At 58.5% G+C, this 15,197-nt stretch carries 13 protein-coding genes; 10 read left to right on the plus strand and 3 right to left on the minus strand.

Going from position 1 to position 15,197, the window contains the following annotated elements; all coding sequences use genetic code 11:
- Positions 1–364: 364 nt before the first annotated feature.
- Complete coding sequence (gene proP / locus HX778_RS18440; RefSeq protein ID WP_176982727.1) at positions 365–1,870, minus strand: glycine betaine/L-proline transporter ProP; 1,506 nt, start codon at positions 1,868–1,870, stop codon at positions 365–367.
- 304 nt (positions 1,871–2,174) lie between these two features.
- On the opposite strand from proP, the gene HX778_RS18445 reads away from it, so the two are divergent.
- Positions 2,175–3,695, plus strand: a complete 1,521-nt coding sequence (locus HX778_RS18445; RefSeq protein ID WP_176982728.1) for a PAS domain-containing methyl-accepting chemotaxis protein — start codon at positions 2,175–2,177, stop codon at positions 3,693–3,695.
- Between the two features lie 32 nt (positions 3,696–3,727).
- Here HX778_RS18445 and HX778_RS18450 read toward each other — a convergent pair whose 3' ends face one another.
- Together HX778_RS18450 and HX778_RS18455 are read right to left on the minus strand one after the other, a co-directional pair.
- Positions 3,728–4,417 (minus strand): response regulator, encoded by a 690-nt coding sequence (locus HX778_RS18450; RefSeq protein WP_038475981.1) that lies wholly within the window; start codon positions 4,415–4,417, stop codon positions 3,728–3,730.
- Between the two features lie 10 nt (positions 4,418–4,427).
- Positions 4,428–6,044: a sensor histidine kinase gene (locus tag HX778_RS18455; RefSeq protein WP_176982729.1), complete on the minus strand. Its 1,617-nt coding sequence runs from the start codon at positions 6,042–6,044 to the stop codon at positions 4,428–4,430.
- Positions 6,045–6,348: 304 nt separating this feature from the next.
- Here HX778_RS18455 and HX778_RS18460 point away from each other — a divergent pair, with 304 nt between their 5' ends.
- The 9 genes from HX778_RS18460 (at position 6,349) to HX778_RS18500 (ending at position 14,865) form a co-directional block, all read left to right on the plus strand.
- Entirely contained in the window at positions 6,349–7,713 is a 1,365-nt protein-coding gene (locus HX778_RS18460) for a 2-hydroxycarboxylate transporter family protein (protein WP_061278924.1), read from the plus strand.
- A gap of 23 nt (positions 7,714–7,736) precedes the next feature.
- Positions 7,737–8,606 (plus strand): fumarylacetoacetate hydrolase family protein, encoded by an 870-nt coding sequence (locus HX778_RS18465; protein WP_176982730.1) that lies wholly within the window; start codon positions 7,737–7,739, stop codon positions 8,604–8,606.
- 4 nt (positions 8,607–8,610) lie between these two features.
- Positions 8,611–9,654 (plus strand): [citrate (pro-3S)-lyase] ligase, encoded by a 1,044-nt coding sequence (citC, locus tag HX778_RS18470; RefSeq protein WP_176982731.1) that lies wholly within the window; start codon positions 8,611–8,613, stop codon positions 9,652–9,654.
- A 24-nt stretch (positions 9,655–9,678) separates the two neighbouring features.
- Complete coding sequence (citD, locus tag HX778_RS18475; RefSeq protein ID WP_061278918.1) at positions 9,679–9,972, plus strand: citrate lyase acyl carrier protein; 294 nt, start codon at positions 9,679–9,681, stop codon at positions 9,970–9,972.
- On the plus strand, positions 9,969–10,844 hold the full coding sequence (gene citE / locus HX778_RS18480; protein ID WP_176982732.1) for a citrate (pro-3S)-lyase subunit beta: 876 nt from the start codon (positions 9,969–9,971) through the stop codon (positions 10,842–10,844). Before citD ends, citE begins: the two co-directional genes overlap by 4 nt.
- A gap of 11 nt (positions 10,845–10,855) precedes the next feature.
- Positions 10,856–12,379: a citrate lyase subunit alpha gene (gene citF, locus HX778_RS18485; RefSeq protein ID WP_176982733.1), complete on the plus strand. Its 1,524-nt coding sequence runs from the start codon at positions 10,856–10,858 to the stop codon at positions 12,377–12,379.
- Positions 12,380–12,384: 5 nt separating this feature from the next.
- Entirely contained in the window at positions 12,385–12,924 is a 540-nt protein-coding gene (citX, locus tag HX778_RS18490) for a citrate lyase holo-[acyl-carrier protein] synthase (protein WP_176982734.1), read from the plus strand.
- Positions 12,902–13,747, plus strand: coding sequence for a triphosphoribosyl-dephospho-CoA synthase CitG (citG, locus tag HX778_RS18495; RefSeq protein WP_176982735.1), 846 nt, complete (start codon positions 12,902–12,904; stop codon positions 13,745–13,747). The genes citX and citG overlap by 23 nt, the downstream gene beginning before the upstream one ends.
- Positions 13,748–13,833: 86 nt before the next feature.
- Positions 13,834–14,865 carry an NADP-dependent oxidoreductase gene (locus tag HX778_RS18500; RefSeq protein WP_176982736.1) on the plus strand — a complete coding sequence of 344 codons (1,032 nt, stop codon included), beginning with the start codon at positions 13,834–13,836 and terminating at the stop codon, positions 14,863–14,865.
- Positions 14,866–15,197 lie beyond the last annotated feature (332 nt).

A 15,197-nucleotide genomic window follows, 5' to 3' on the forward strand; every position in this document is an offset into this window, starting at 1 on the left:
AAACAATGTTCCCCATCGCCTGTTTTCCCCCTCTCCCTCTGGGAGAGGGCCGGGGTGAGGGTGGAATCGCCTCCCGGCTCTCATCGCCCCCGGTGATGACCCAACTCCGGCGGGGTTGAGCTCGCCGGGCGCCGGGGCTGTTCGGGGGATGGCGTTATCCCCCGGACACGTTCACCGTGCTGGGAACGTGCAGGGGAAACAGCTTTATGAGTGAACGGAACCCTATCTGGCTCTGCATTATCGTGGATATTTGCCACGAAGAGGCAGAGCTGGAAAAAGAGCAAAAAAAAGCCCCCACGCGCAGGTGAGAGCTCTCTATTCATCCCCTCTCCCCCACGGGGAGAGGGTCAGGGTGAGGGGAAAACTACTCGTTAATCCTCGGGTGCTGATCCACCAGCAGTGAACGCTTCGCCTGCAGATCTTCGATTTCCTTATCCAGGTCCTCAATTTTCTGCTCGATATTGTCGTGGTGCTCCTGAACAATTTCACGTGCTTCCGCAATGTCCGATGCCGCCGGCGTCGCGCCTTTCAGCGGTTTATTGGCGGTTTCTTTCATGGTGACAGCGGTGATAAAGCCGATAACCGCCACCACCATCAGGTAGTAAGCCGGCATCATCAGGTTCTGGGTGGTTTCCACCAGCCATGCGGCAACCGTTGGCGTCACGCCCGCAATCAGTACCGAAATATTAAAGGCGCTGGCCAGGGCGCTGTAGCGGATATGGGTCGGGAACATCGCCGGCAGCGTGGATGCCATCACGCCGATGAAGAAGTTCAGCACCACCGCCAGGGTCAGCAATCCGGCAAAGATCAGCCCAATCACGCCGCTGTTAATCAGCATAAACGCCGGAATCGACAGCAGGAACAGGCCGATACTGCCCAGCAGGATAAACGGCCGACGGCCAAAGCGATCGCTCAGCAGGCCAATCATCGGCTGAACGAACAGCATCCCTACCATAATGGCGATGATGATCAGCACCCCGTGCTCTTCCGAATAATGCAGGTTATGCGAAAGATAGCTCGGCATGTAGGTCAGCAGCATGTAGTAGGTGACGTTGGTCGAGATAACAATGCCAATACAGACCAGCAGGCTGCGCCAGTGCTTGGTGGCAATCTCTTTGAACGAAACTTTTGGACCGTCTGCCAGACCTTCGCGATCGCCCTGTTCCATTTTCTCAACGTGCTGCTGGAACGCCGGAGTTTCTTCCAGCGCGTGGCGCAGGTAGAGGCCGATGATGCCTAACGGCAGCGCGAGGAAGAACGGAATACGCCAGCCCCAGTCGAGGAAGTTCTCTTCGCCGACGATAGCGGTGATAAGCACCACCACGCCCGCGCCGCAGACGAACCCGGCAATCGAACCGAAGTCCAGCCAGCTGCCCATAAAGCCGCGCTTACGGTCAGGCGAGTACTCCGCCACGAAGATAGAGGCCCCGGTGTATTCGCCGCCTACCGAGAAGCCCTGAGCCATTTTGGCCAGCAGCAGCAGGATAGGTGCCCAGATGCCGATGGTGGCATAGGACGGAATCAGCCCGATAGCAAACGTACTGAGCGACATGATGACGATGGTGATAGCCAGGATTTTCTGACGACCGTATTTATCCCCTAGCATCCCGAAGAACAGGCCGCCCAGCGGGCGAATCAGGAAAGGAACAGAGAAGGTCCCCAGCGCGGCGATCATCTGAACGCTCGGACTGGCATCCGGGAAGAAGACTTTACCTAGTGCGTAAGCAACAAAACCGTAAACACCAAAATCAAACCATTCCATCGCGTTGCCGAGTGAAGCGGCAGTGATGGCTTTTTTCAGACGCGCATCGTCAATGATAGTGACGTCACTGACCTTGATCGGTCTGACTTTCTTTTTCCTTTTTAGCATTCTTTATCCTCGAATTTTCCTTGCGGGGGTAAAAATTCCCTCTGTAAGTGTAGTGCGCCGCGCAAGAAGCGCTGGCGAAAAGTGCAGCACTCAGATGAGGCGGCAATAAAGCGAAGTGAAAAGTAATAACCTTTTGAAACTATGAGAAATGCAATGCTTAAGCTAGTCTCATAAATTATGTGGCTAATACTTAGAACTGTGATCAATATCAAATTTTTAAACTAAAGTAAAATTTCGTCCCGCCGAAATAACATGCATACCATCAAAGCATTAACATCTGGATAACCTCTCAAAGGGAGTTGCTATGTCCGCCCATGTGCCGGTCACCCAGCGTGAATACACGCTTGATGACGATACGACCCTGATGTCCACCACCGATCTGAAAAGTTACATCACGCATGCGAACGATACCTTCGTGCAGGTCAGTGGCTACCCGCTACATGAGCTAAGCGGCGCTGCGCACAATCTCGTGCGGCATCCCGATATGCCAAAGGCGGCCTTTGCCGATATGTGGTTTACCCTCCAGCAGGGCGAACCGTGGACCGGCATCGTGAAGAACCGCCGTAAAAATGGTGACCATTACTGGGTACGTGCCAACGCGGTGCCGGTGGTGCGTCACGGCAAAACTACCGGCTATATGTCTATTCGCACCAAGGCATCGCCGGAAGAAATTGCTGGGGCAGAACCGCTCTACAAGGCGCTGAATGAAGGCCGTAGCAACAAGACCGTTTATAAAGGGCTGGTGCTGCGTAAGGGGCTGTTCGGCAAACTGCCAACGCTATCTTTGCGCTGGCGCATCCGTGGGCTAATGAGCGGTTTGTTTATTCTGCTGATGGCCTCGGCGTTCGCGCTGGGACAAAGCCCGCTGCAAATGCTCGCCATCGCGGCGTTTACCGCCTTAGCTTGCGTATTGCTGGAATGGCAAATTGCTCGCCCGCTGGAAAACGTTGCCCGCCAGGCGCTGGAAGTGGCGACCGGCAACAGCCACCGCGTGAAGCACCTTCAGCGCAGCGATGAAATCGGCATGATCCTGCGCTCCATCGGCCAGCTTGGGCTGATGTGCCGCTGGCTGATAAACGACGTCAGCAGCCAGGTGGCGAACGTGCGCAGCGGCAGCGAGGCGATGGCGAAAGGAAACGACGATCTGAATGAGCGTACCCGTCAGACGGTGGTCAACGTGCAGCAGACGGTCGCCACCATGAACCAGATGGCGGCGTCGGTACAAACCAACTCGGAAACCGCGTCGGCGGCGGACAAACTCTCCAGCTCCGCCAGTGATGCGGCGGCGCAGGGCGGCCAGGCTATGGAAACCGTGGTGACTACCATGGACGACATTGCCGACAGCACCCAGCGCATCGGTTCCATCACCAGCCTGATCAACGATATCGCTTTCCAGACCAATATTCTGGCGCTTAATGCCGCTGTAGAAGCGGCCCGTGCCGGTGAGCAGGGCAAAGGGTTTGCCGTGGTGGCCGGGGAAGTACGTAACCTGGCACAGCGTAGTGCCAGCGCGGCCAACGACATCCGCAAGCTGATTGACGCCAGCGCCAGCAAGGTGCAGTCCGGCACGGTGCAGGTTCACGAGGCGGGGCGCACCATGCAGGACATCGTGGCGCAGGTGCAGAACGTCACCCGGCTTCTCGGGCAGATAAGCCACGCAACGTCTGAGCAGGCGGATGGCCTGGCGGACATTACCCGCGCGGTGGCTGAACTGAACGCCATCACGCAGAAAAATGCCGAACTGGTGGAAGAGGGGGCTCAGGTGTCGGCGATGGTTAAACACCGCGCGACTCGCCTGCAGGATGCGGTCACGGTTCTGGGTTAAGGCGTTCAAAGCGGATAGTTTGCGCTATTCGCTTAGCTCCGTTTATACAGGCGGCGAGGGTGACCAATCTTGCCGTACAGCATTTCGACGCTGAGAAAGCCTTTCTCAACGCAGTGTTCCAGGTAGCGGCGGGCGGTGGTTTTGCTTAGCCGCGTTTCGCTGACTACGTCGTCAACCGAGAAGCAGCGCTGGGCTTCGCCTTCGCGAAACAGGCGCTGCACCAGCTCCAGCGTATTTTCCTCAATCCCCTTGCTGCCCGCGTCCAGCGGGGCATTTCGTGCCTGAAGCTCGTAAAGCTTATCGACGTTCTGCTGATCGACCACCTTCCATTCGCGCTGCTGCTGGCTGAACTGGACAAAGCGCTCCAGCGAGTGGCTGAGGCGCTTCCACGATACCGGCTTGAGGATGTAGTCAAACGCCCCGCTGCGAATGGCCTGGCTGCAGGTGTCCATATCGCTGGCGGCGGTGATAAAAATCACCGAACAGGCGTGCTGCTTGAGCAGGTCGCTGCCAAACAGCGTGATGCCTTTGCCGTCCGGCAGGTAGTTATCCAGCAGGATCAGCTGCGGCTGCTTTTCCAGCATCAGGCGCTGCGCGCTCGCCAGGCTGTTGGCTATTCCGACCAGGTGCAGGTGTGGGTGCTTATCAATCAGTTCGGCGTGGAGTGCGGCAAGTTCGCTTTCATCCTCCACGATAAGCACGTTAATCATTTCATTTTGCATACTCAAAGCCTTACGTTGGGTTGAGGTCGCTCCCCGGAACGACAACGTCTGGAATAAATACCGAGAACACGGTGCCGCTCGGCAGGTTGTCTGAAACCTCCACGGTGCCCTTCGCCAGCGCCACGTAGCTGGCGATAAGGTGCAGGCCGAGCCCGTGGTCGCCGTGGGTTTTGGTGGTGACGCCCGGCGTGAAAATGTGGTCGCGCAGCTCAGGCGCAATGCCGACGCCGTGGTCGGCCACTTCGATAACCAGCTCCCGGTCGTTTATTACGATATAAACTTCCACCGGCTGGTGCTCGCCTTCGGCGCGCTGGGTGGCTTCGATGGCGTTATCCAGCAGGTTACCAATAATCGAAATCAGCTCGGATTCCGGCACGTTAGACGGCATTCTCGTCATGCTGCAGGCCGGGTCGAACGCCAGCGACACGCCTTTTTCTCGTGCTCTGGCATATTTCCCCAGCAGCAGGCCGCACAGCGTGGCGGAACAGAAGCGCGCGGAGACAAAATCCAGCACTTCCTGCGCGTGCTCGGACTGCGCCTTGATATAGCGTTTGGCGTCGTCGTAGCGGGCCATATGCAGCAGCCCGGCAAGCGTTGCCATGCGATTAAGCTGCTCGTGCCGCATGATGCGCAGGTTGTCCACGTAACGCTTAACCTGGCTGAGCTGGAAGCTCAGGCTATCAATGTCTTTACGGTCGCGGAAGGTGATAACCCAGCCCTGCAAAACGCCCTCAAGTTCGATGCGGACCCGGCTGGCGAGCACGCTAAGATCGTTAAAGACGCAGATTTCATCGTGGGTATCCCGCGCCAGCATTACCTGCGGATCAAAAAACGTTACCGGCTCGATCACCTCGGAGATTTGCTTGCCGCGGATCTCGCGCGAAGGCTGTTCCAGGCCAAGCAGTTTCTTCGCCGCTTTGTTGATCACCTCGATCTGCGAGCGGCTATCGATGGCGATCACGCCCTCATAAATCGACTCCATCATCGCTTTTTGCTGGCGCACCAGCAGGCTGATCTGCCGTGGCTCCAGCGAGAACATCTGCTTTTTGATGCTACGCGTGAAGTACCAGGAGAAAACAAACAGCGCCAGCAGCAGGATCACCGCCGCCAGCAGGATGTTGATCACCTTGCCGGACGTGACGTCATCCAGGTAGCTCTTCAGATAGCCCACCGACACAATGCCAATCACTTTGCCGTGATGGTCGAATATCGGCGCTTTGCTGCGCAGCGACAGGCCAAGACCCCCCTGGCGCAGCGTGGTGATGCTTTTGCCCCGCAGCACCTCTTCGTTATCGCCGCCGACCAGGGTTTTGCCCACCCGGTCGGCATGCGCGGAATGGTAGAGGTGGATGCCGTGTTCGTCGCCGATGACGATAAAGCTGGCATCGCTATGGATGACCAGCTTTTGCATAAAGTCGTGTATCGCCGGAATATCTTTTTTTTCTACCGATTCCCGTAACGAAGGAATTAAAGCAATATCCTCTGCCTGCATTCTCGCCCGGGTACTCATTTCCTGGTAAAGCTGGCGGCCAACGTCGAAATAGTAATAGGTCCCGAGCATGGCAAATAGCACGGAAAAGAAAGCAACCAGATAGATAAATAAGCGTATTTGAAAGGAGACTTTCATAGGCCAGCGTGTATTCAGTGAGGCAAAACGGCAGCTTAACACCTATAAACCGCTGGCTGCGCGGCTTTGAACGAAAGTTTGAACAACCTCACGCAACGGCACTTTTCGGCAATTTCAGCCGGTTTTTTCCTTCTCTTAAGGTTTATCTAAGTCTGGGAATAAAAACCATAAAAACCACGGCGGGAATTAAAACCATTAACGTCATAGATGCCTTTAAATTAACGGTTTTAATCTGCTATCCCTCACATTACATAGGTATTTAATCTTTTAGTCTGCCCCGACAAATTAAAAAAGGGGCTTGAATATGAGCACGACCGATGATTCCTACAACATCATTCCTGAATCTATTGATATTAATAAGCCGACGCTCAAGGAGCGCTGGTGGCATATTCTCGACAGCTGGAAGGTGGGCATCATCCCGCTGCCGCTGTTTGTGCTGGCCGGGGCGCTGATCGCCATCGACTGCCTCGGCGGTAAGCTGCCGAGCGATATCGTGGTGATGGTGGCTACGCTGGCCTTCTTTGGCTTTGCCTGCGGCGAGTTTGGCAAGCGCCTGCCGGTGATCGGCAAGATGGGCGCCGCCGCCATCTGTGCCACCTTCATCCCTTCCGCGCTGGTGTATTACGGCCTGCTGCCGGATGCGGTGGTGGAGTCCACCACCAAATTCTATAAATCCACCAACATTCTTTACCTCTACATCTGCTGCATCATCGTCGGCAGCATCATGAGCATGAACCGCACCACGCTGATTCAGGGTTTCCTGCGCATCTTCTTCCCGATGCTGTGTGGCGAAGTGGTGGGCATGGTAGTCGGCATGGGCGTTGGCCTGGCTTTAGGCCTTGAGCCGTTCCAAATCTTCTTCTTCCTGATCCTGCCGATCATGGCCGGAGGCGTGGGGGAAGGGGCGATCCCGCTGTCTATCGGCTACGCCGCGCTGCTGCATATGGATCAAGGCGTAGCGCTGGGGCGCATTTTACCTATCGTGATGCTGGGCAGCCTGACGGCTATCGTTATCTCCGGCTGCCTGAATCAGTTGGGTAAACGCTTCCCGCACCTGACCGGTGAAGGTGAGCTGATGCCGGGCAAAACCAACGGCGGCGAAAAAGAACAAACCGCTGCCCTGTTTAGCGGCAAAGCGGACGTCACCACTATCGCTTCCGGCGCGCTGCTGGCGGTGCTGCTCTACATGGTAGGCATGCTGCTGCATAAACTGATTGGCCTGCCCGCGCCGGTCGGCATGCTGTTTGTCGCGGTGCTGATCAAGCTCTGTCACGGCGTTTCCCCACGCATGCTGGCGGGCTCTCAGGTGGTTTATAAATTCTTCCAGACCGCCGTGACCTACCCGATTCTGTTTGCCGTTGGCGTGGCGATCACCCCGTGGAACGAGCTGGTTGACGCTTTCACCCTTACCAACCTGCTGGTCATCGTCAGCACCGTCAGCGCGCTGGTGGCGACCGGCTTCTTCGTCGGGAAAAAGATCGGCATGCACCCAATCGATGTAGCCATCGTTTCCTGCTGCCAGAGCGGGCAGGGCGGCACCGGCGACGTCGCGATTCTTACCGCCGGCAACCGTATGTCGCTGATGCCGTTCGCCCAGATTGCTACCCGCATCGGTGGGGCGATCAACGTTTCGGTGGCGCTGCTGGTGCTTGGCAACTTTCTTGTCTGATTTTTGATTAACCAGGAACTGTTATGAAACTCGCAAGTTATTTACTTCAGGGTCAGCGGAGCTACGGCGTGGTTACGCCGGAAGGCATCATCGACCTGGGCCGCCGTTTAGGCTCGCGTTTTGCGGACCTGAAAGCGCTGCTGGCGGCGGACGCCGTGCATGAAGCGCTGGCGTTTGCCGGGCTGAAGGCCGATGTTGCGGCCGCAGACGTTCGCTGGCTGCCGGTCATCGAACGCCCGGAGAAAATCCTCTGCGTTGGCATGAACTACGCCGACAAGCGCAAAGAGTTCGACCAGCACAACCCCGCCCCGACGCTGTTTGTGCGCTTCGCGGACTCCCAGACCGGGCATGATTCCCCGGTGGTGAAACCTCATCATTCCAGCGAATTCGACTACGAAGGCGAGCTGGCGGTGATCATCGGCAAAGGCGGCGTGAACATTGCCGCGGCGGATGCCCTGAGCCACGTGGCCGGCTACAGCTGCTATATGGACGGTTCGGCGCGCGACTGGCAGCACACGTGGTTTACCGCCGGGAAAAACTGGCCGCAGACCGGCGCTTTTGGCCCGTGGATGACCACGGCGGATGAAATTCGTGACCCGCACGATCTGGCGATTCGCACCTGGCTGAACGGCCGCATGGTGCAGGAAGACAACACCAGCAGCATGATCCACAAGGTGGCGGAGCTTATCGAATACATCTCAACCTTCACCTCGCTCAGCGCGGGCGACGTGATCATTACCGGCTCTCCCGGCGGCGTTGGCAAGAAGCGCACACCACCGCTGTTTATGAAGCCGGGCGACCGCATCGAGGTTGAGATTGAGCGTATCGGCCATCTCAGCAACGTGATCGTTGAGTCCCGCGTGGCGCAGGTTTCAGGGGCGGTGGCCCACTAACGCTATGTTCCAGTCCAACCCTATCGAGTTCAGCACCGTCGATCCGCAGCGCCAGCCGCAGGCGCTGGCGGCCATACGGGATCTGCTGGGGCGTAACCAGCTCGGGCTGGACGGCGACATTCAGCTGTTCGTCGTCGCCCTTGCCGGGGCAAAGATCGTCGGCTGTGCGGGGCTGGCGTGGCGCACCATCAAGTGCGTGGCGGTGGATGAAGCCTGGCGCGGGGATAACCTCAGCGTGCGGCTGCTGGGGGAAATTCAGCATATTGCGATGGAACGCGGGCAGGCGCATCTGTTCCTGTTTACCCGCCCGTACAACCTCGACCGGTTTCGCCAGAGCGGATTCTGGCCGCTGGTGCAGGTCGACGAGGCTGCGGTGCTGATGGAAAACACTCCCGTGGGCATCAGCCGCTACTGCGCCGGGCTGGAGAAATTGCGCAAACCGGGAAATCGGATCGGCTCCATCGTGATGAACGCCAACCCGTTCACCCTCGGCCACCGCTACCTGGCCGAGCAGGCGGCGGCGCGCTGCGACTGGCTGCATCTGTTTGTAGTCCGTGAGGACGCTTCATTTTTTCCGTTCGAGGAGCGGTGGGAGATGGTTCGCCAGGGAGTGGCTCACTTACCCAACGTGATTGTGCATCCCGGCTCTGACTACCTGATCTCCCGCGCCACCTTTCCGGGTTATTTCCTGAAAGAGAGCGGGCTTATCGACAAAACCTGGAGCGCAATGGACCTGATGATTTTCCGTGACTACGTCGCTCCGGCGCTGGGCGTGACCCACCGGTTTGTCGGCAACGAGCCGTTCTGCGCCGTTACCCGGGAATACAACCAGGCCATGCGCTACTGGCTGGAGGTGCACCGCCACCACAGCGCGGCGTCGATTCAGGTGGTCGAGCTGCCGCGTAAATGCCATGCCGCCGGACGAGAGATTTCCGCCTCTGAAGTTCGTGCCTTACTCAAGAGCCAGCAAATGGCCCGCATCCGGGAAATTGTCCCGGACAGTACCTTTAGCCATCTTCAGCGGCACTACGCGCTGGATATGGCCTGATTTCTTTAACCAGGACAAAGCCTTATGAGAATCGTAAAGCAAGCCTTAGCCGGGACGCTGGAGTCCAGCGATCTGCTGGTGAGAGTGGCCCCCGCCGAAGGCGAGTTCAGCCTGATGATCCACAGCGAAGTACAAAAGCAGTTTGGCGACCAGATTCGCCGGGTGGCGGAGCAAACCCTTGCCCAGCTCGGCGTGAAAGAAGGGATTTTTATTCTGGAAGACAAAGGCGCGCTGGACTGCGTGATCCGCGCCCGTTTGCAAAGCGCGGTGCTGCGCGCCGCCGATGCCGAAAAAATTGACTGGGAAAAACTACAATGAAAAAACTCCGTCGCAGCATGCTGTTCCTCCCCGGCGCCAACGCCGCCATGCTTTCCACCGCCTTTATCTACCGCCCGGATTCGATCATGTTCGACCTGGAAGATGCCGTGGCGCTACGTGAGAAAGATACCGCCCGCGTGCTGGTGTTCCACGCCCTGCAACACCCGATGTATCGGGACATTGAAACCGTGGTTCGCATTAATCCGCTGAATACGCCGTTTGGCCTGGACGATCTTGAGGCCGTGGTGCGCGCAGGTGTGGACGTGGTGCGCCTGCCTAAAACCGACACGCCGGAAGACATCTTCCTGCTGGAGTCTCACCTCAAACGCATTGAGAAAGCGTGCGGGCGCGAGCCTGGCTCCACCAAACTCGTGGCAGCGATTGAATCCGCCGTGGGCGTGATCAACGCCGTTGCCATCGCACGTTCTTCCCCGCGCCTTATCGGCATTGCGCTGGCAGCGTTTGATTACGTGATGGATATGCAAACCGAGCGAGGCGATGGCACGGAGCTGTTCTATGCCCGCTGTGCAGTACTCCATGCCGCACGTGCCGCCGGGATTGATGCATTCGATGTGGTTTGGTCCGACGTGAATAACGAAGCCGGGTTCCTGCGGGAAGTCGAGCTGATCCGCAAAATGGGCTTCAACGGCAAATCGTTGATCAACCCCCGGCAGATCGAGCTGCTGCATAACGCCTATGCGCCAACCCAGGACGAAGTCGACTATGCCCGCCGGGTCATTGCCGCCGCCGATGAAGGGGAGCGCAACGGCCTGGGCGTGGTGTCGCTCAACGGCAAGATGATCGACGCGCCAATCATTAACCATGCGCAGGTGGTGCTTGAGCGCGCCACGGCTTCCGGCGTGCGTCGCTAAGGATAAAAACAATGAGCAATATGACCGAACTTTTACACCTTGAGTACCCGCACCTTTCTCACCTGCGAAGCTTTGACGGGGCACATCAAACCACGCCGTGGCTGGCGGATGCCGAAGCGAAGAAAACCCGCAAGCTTTGCGACACGCTGGAGCAGGCGATTGCCCAAAGCGGGCTGAAAGACGGCATGACTATCTCCTTCCATCATGCTTTCCGGGAAGGCGATCGGGTGATTAATCACGTGGTTGCCACGCTGGCCCGCCTCGGCTTTAAAAATCTGACGCTGGCTTCAAGTTCGCTAATGACCTGCAACGAGGCGCTGATCGAACCCATTCGCGACGGCGTGATTAGCCGTATTTACACCTCCGGCATGCGCGGCAAACTGGCTGAAGCGATTTCTCACGGCCTGATGGCCGAACCGGTACAAATTCACTCCCACGGCGGGCGCGTGAAGCTGCTGCAGGACGGCGAGCTGAAAATCGACGTGGCGTTTCTCGGCGTGCCGTGCAGCGATGAATACGGTAACGCCAACGGTACCCACGGTAAATCCTGCTGTGGATCGCTGGGCTACGCTAAAGTGGACGCCCATTTTGCCCGCAAGGTCGTGCTGTTAACCGAAGAACTGGTGCCGTTCCCCAACATGCCCGCCAGCCTGATGCAGGACGAGGTGGACTACATCGTTCAGGTCGATACCGTGGGTGACCCGGCCAAAATCAGCGTCGGGGCGGCGCGCGTCACCAGCAACCCGCGCGAGCTGATGATTGCCCGTACCGCAGCCGAAGTCATTGAACATTCGGGTTACTTCCGCCACGGCTTTTCCATGCAGACCGGCTCCGGGGCGGCGGCCACCGCCTGCACGCGCTTTATGGAGGAAAAAATGGAGCGCAACGGCGTGGTGGCACGCTTTGCCCTCGGCGGGATCACCGGCAGCCTGGTGGATCTCCACGAAAAAGGGCTGATCGAAAAACTGCTTGATACCCAGTGTTTTGACGGTCAGGCGGCGGCCTCGCTGTCGCGCAATCCTAACCACATTGAGATCTCCACCAACGTCTACGCCAACCCCGGCGCGAAGGCCGCGAGCTGCGACCAGCTTGACGTGGTGATCCTCAGCGCGCTGGAGATCGACGTCGATTTTAACGTCAACGTGATAACCGGATCGGACGGCGTGATGCGTGGCGCATCCGGCGGGCACTGCGACGTGGCGAGCGCGGCAAACCTGACGATCGTGGTTGCTCCGCTGCTGAGGACCCGAATTCCGACCGTCGTCAAACGGGTGACCACGCGAGTCACGCCGGGTGAAAGCATTGACGTGCTGGTGACGGATCACGGCGTGGCGGTTAACCCGGCCCGCCCGGAGATCCGCGAGCGGCTTGAAGGCGCGGGGATGAAGATCGTCAACATCGAAGATCTTTACCAGCGCGCTATTTCCCTGACCGGCGAGCCGAAGCCGATCGAATTTACGCCGCGCATCGTCGGCGTGATCCGCTACCGCGACGGCAGCGTGATCGACGTGGTGCGCCAGGTAAAAGAGGAGTAAGTCAAATGAGTGAAACGCTTCTGGAGGTGGAGGGCGTTACCCTTGCAGCACTGCTTGAGGCCAAAGAGCGACGGGCGAACCGGCAGCACGAGTGGCTGGTTAAGCATAGCCAGCCGGTGCTTTCCCTGACGCTGGTAACGCCGGGCCCGCAGAAAGACAGTATTCGCTATCGTAACTGTATGGCGGTGGCGCTGCAGGCCTGTGACCAGCTGCTGTGGCGCTATCGCTGGCCGGTTCTCGAGCGGCAGGTGCTGTGGCTGCCGACCGGAGCCGAAGCGATGTGGAGCGTGGCGCACTCCGCCAGCGAGCTTAAAGCGGCCACGGTCGAGCTGGAGCAAACCCATCCGCTCGGCAGGCTGTGGGATGCGGACGTGATTTGCCCGCAAAACGGCCCGGTGGGGCGAACCTCGCTGGACCTGTCGGGGCGGCGCTGCCTGGTGTGCAACGAGCCCGCGCATGCCTGCGCGCGTTCTCGCCGCCACCCCATGGATGAAGTCACCGCGCGCGTTGAGAGGCTGATAGATGGCTGGTTTGCCAGGGATTAACCCAGCTTCTGCCGCCGCACCGGATGTGCCAGGTCTGGTGCGGCAGGCGCTGCTGGACGAAGTTTGGTTGACGCCAAAGCCGGGGCTGGTGGACGGCGCCAACAGCGGCTCGCACCGCGATATGGATCTGCCGATGTTTCTCGACAGCATCGCCGCCATTGGCCCCTGGTTCAGCACGTTCCACGCTCTGGGGCGTGAACATGCGGGGCGCGGAGCCTGCGAGATGCTGCGGCTGATCCGTCCGGCGGGCATCGCCTGCGAGCAGGCAATGTACCAGGCCACCCAAGGGGTGAATACGCACAAAGGCGGCGTGTTTTCGCTGGGGCTGCTTTCAACCGCCGCCGGCCGCCTGCAGGGGCAAGGCAAAGCGCTCAGCGCATCGGCTTTATGTTCCAGCGTGAGTGAGATATGCAGCGGACTCGTGGAAAGAGAGCTGGTCGCGGCCCGTAAGGCTTCGTCGGTTGGTGAAAGGCTCTATCAGCAGTTTGGCCTGACCGGCGCACGCGGCGAGGCGGAAAGCGGATTCCTGACGGTGCGCCAGCACGTGCTGCCTTACTGGCAGACTGAGAGTTGCCCGAAACGTCGCCGGCTTAATGCGATGCTGCGCCTGATGGCCGCTAACCCGGACACTAACCTGGTTTCACGCGGCGGGCTGGCCGGGCTGCGCTATGTGCAACGCTATGCCGCGCGCTTGCTGCAACAGGGCTGGCACGAGGACGATCTCCGGCAAATGGACGCCGACCTTATCGGCCGTAATCTTAGCCCCGGCGGAAGCGCGGATCTGCTGGCGGTCAGCGCTGTTTTAGCGGAAATTGCGGCGTAACGGCTATCCAGCACGAATTTCATGCTAATGCCGCGGTTTTTTGTCTAGTCTGAGGTTTTCACTCTGGAAAATAAAAGGAGTACCTCATGGCTCAGACCGCAGATAAAAACCGCCGCTTTGTGCTGGCTAAGCGCCCGCAGGGAATGCCGACCCGCGAAGATCTCCATCTGGAAGAAGTGACTGTTCCAACCCCCGGTAAAGGCGAGGTGCTGCTGCGCACGCTTTTCCTGTCCCTCGACCCGTATATGCGCGGGCGCATGAGCGACGCTAAATCCTACTCGGCGCCGATTGGCATCGGTGAAGTCATCGTCGGCGGCACCGTTAGCAGGGTGGAAAGCTCGCAGCATCCTGATTATCAGCCGGGTGACCTGGTGCTGGCTGATTCTGGCTGGCAGGACTATTCGATTTCAAATGGAGAAGGCCTGCGGAAGCTGGATAAAAACATGTCTCACCCTTCCTGGGCGCTGGGGCTGCTCGGCATGCCGGGCTTTACCGGCTACATGGGGCTGACCGATATCGGCAACCCGCAGCCGGGTGAAACCGTAGTTGTAGCTGCCGCCAGCGGCGCAGTGGGCTCCATCGTGGGGCAAACGGCTCGCCTGCGCGGCGCTAAGATCATCGGCATTGCGGGTGGTGAAGATAAATGTCGCTATGTAAAAGAGACCCTGAAGTTTGATGAGTGCCTCGATCACCGCGCCAGCGATTTTGCTGCACAGCTGGCCAAAGCCTGCCCGAACGGCATCGACGTCTATTTTGAAAACGTCGGCGGCGCGGTGTTTGACGCGGTCTTCCCGCTGCTGAATACCAAAGCGCGTATCCCGGTTTGCGGCATGATCAGCCAGTACAACGGCGGCAGCAGCGCGTTTGAGCACGATCGTCTGCCTGAGCTGATGGCAACCATTCTGAAAAAACGCATGCGCGTGGAAGGGTTTATCATCAGCCAGGATTACAGCCACCGCTACGAGGAGTTCTTTAAGCAGATGAGCGCGTGGATCGCCGCCGGAGAGATTGAGTTCCGTGAAGATATCGTGGACGGCCTGGAGAATACCGTGGAGGCGTTCCAGGGGCTGCTGTCCGGGAAGAACTTTGGCAAGTTGATCGTGAAGATAGCGGAATAGGGTTTAGGCTCATCGTCAGTATATTGAGTGTCGGGATATATCTTTAGCCCCGTAACAGCCCCGGCGCCCGGCGAGCTCATCGCCGCTAAAGCGGTAAACCCACCGGCTATCACCCAAACAGTCGGGGTCGTTCGCGATTCGTTCCCGACGATCGCTCTCTTTCGCTGCTCCCGGCAGCTCAACCCCGCCTGAGTTGGGTCATAACCGGGGGCGATGAGAGCCGGGAACAAGGGCGTGGCTTTGAGATCTGAAGCGAATATAACGTTTAAGCGTTGCTGTGGGTTAAAAGCGAGGCTCGGTTCCGGCTTAAATCGCCTCGGTTTTCTCTCCGA

This window comes from Cedecea sp. P7760 (genome assembly GCF_013386425.1).
Taxonomy (GTDB): domain Bacteria; phylum Pseudomonadota; class Gammaproteobacteria; order Enterobacterales; family Enterobacteriaceae; genus Cedecea; species Cedecea selenatireducens.

Coding starts and splice junctions, on each gene's coding strand:
- citG (WP_176982735.1), top strand. CDS start 12,902: ATGGCTGGTTTGCCAGGGATTAACCCAGCTTCTGCCGCCGCACCGGAT.
- HX778_RS18500 (WP_176982736.1), top strand. CDS start 13,834: ATGGCTCAGACCGCAGATAAAAACCGCCGCTTTGTGCTGGCTAAGCGC.
- HX778_RS18455 (WP_176982729.1), bottom strand. CDS start 6,044: ATGAAAGTCTCCTTTCAAATACGCTTATTTATCTATCTGGTTGCTTTC.
- HX778_RS18465 (WP_176982730.1), top strand. CDS start 7,737: ATGAAACTCGCAAGTTATTTACTTCAGGGTCAGCGGAGCTACGGCGTG.
- citD (WP_061278918.1), top strand. CDS start 9,679: ATGAGAATCGTAAAGCAAGCCTTAGCCGGGACGCTGGAGTCCAGCGAT.
- proP (WP_176982727.1), bottom strand. CDS start 1,870: ATGCTAAAAAGGAAAAAGAAAGTCAGACCGATCAAGGTCAGTGACGTC.
- citX (WP_176982734.1), top strand. CDS start 12,385: ATGAGTGAAACGCTTCTGGAGGTGGAGGGCGTTACCCTTGCAGCACTG.
- HX778_RS18445 (WP_176982728.1), top strand. CDS start 2,175: ATGTCCGCCCATGTGCCGGTCACCCAGCGTGAATACACGCTTGATGAC.
- citE (WP_176982732.1), top strand. CDS start 9,969: ATGAAAAAACTCCGTCGCAGCATGCTGTTCCTCCCCGGCGCCAACGCC.
- HX778_RS18450 (WP_038475981.1), bottom strand. CDS start 4,417: ATGCAAAATGAAATGATTAACGTGCTTATCGTGGAGGATGAAAGCGAA.
- citC (WP_176982731.1), top strand. CDS start 8,611: ATGTTCCAGTCCAACCCTATCGAGTTCAGCACCGTCGATCCGCAGCGC.
- citF (WP_176982733.1), top strand. CDS start 10,856: ATGAGCAATATGACCGAACTTTTACACCTTGAGTACCCGCACCTTTCT.
- HX778_RS18460 (WP_061278924.1), top strand. CDS start 6,349: ATGAGCACGACCGATGATTCCTACAACATCATTCCTGAATCTATTGAT.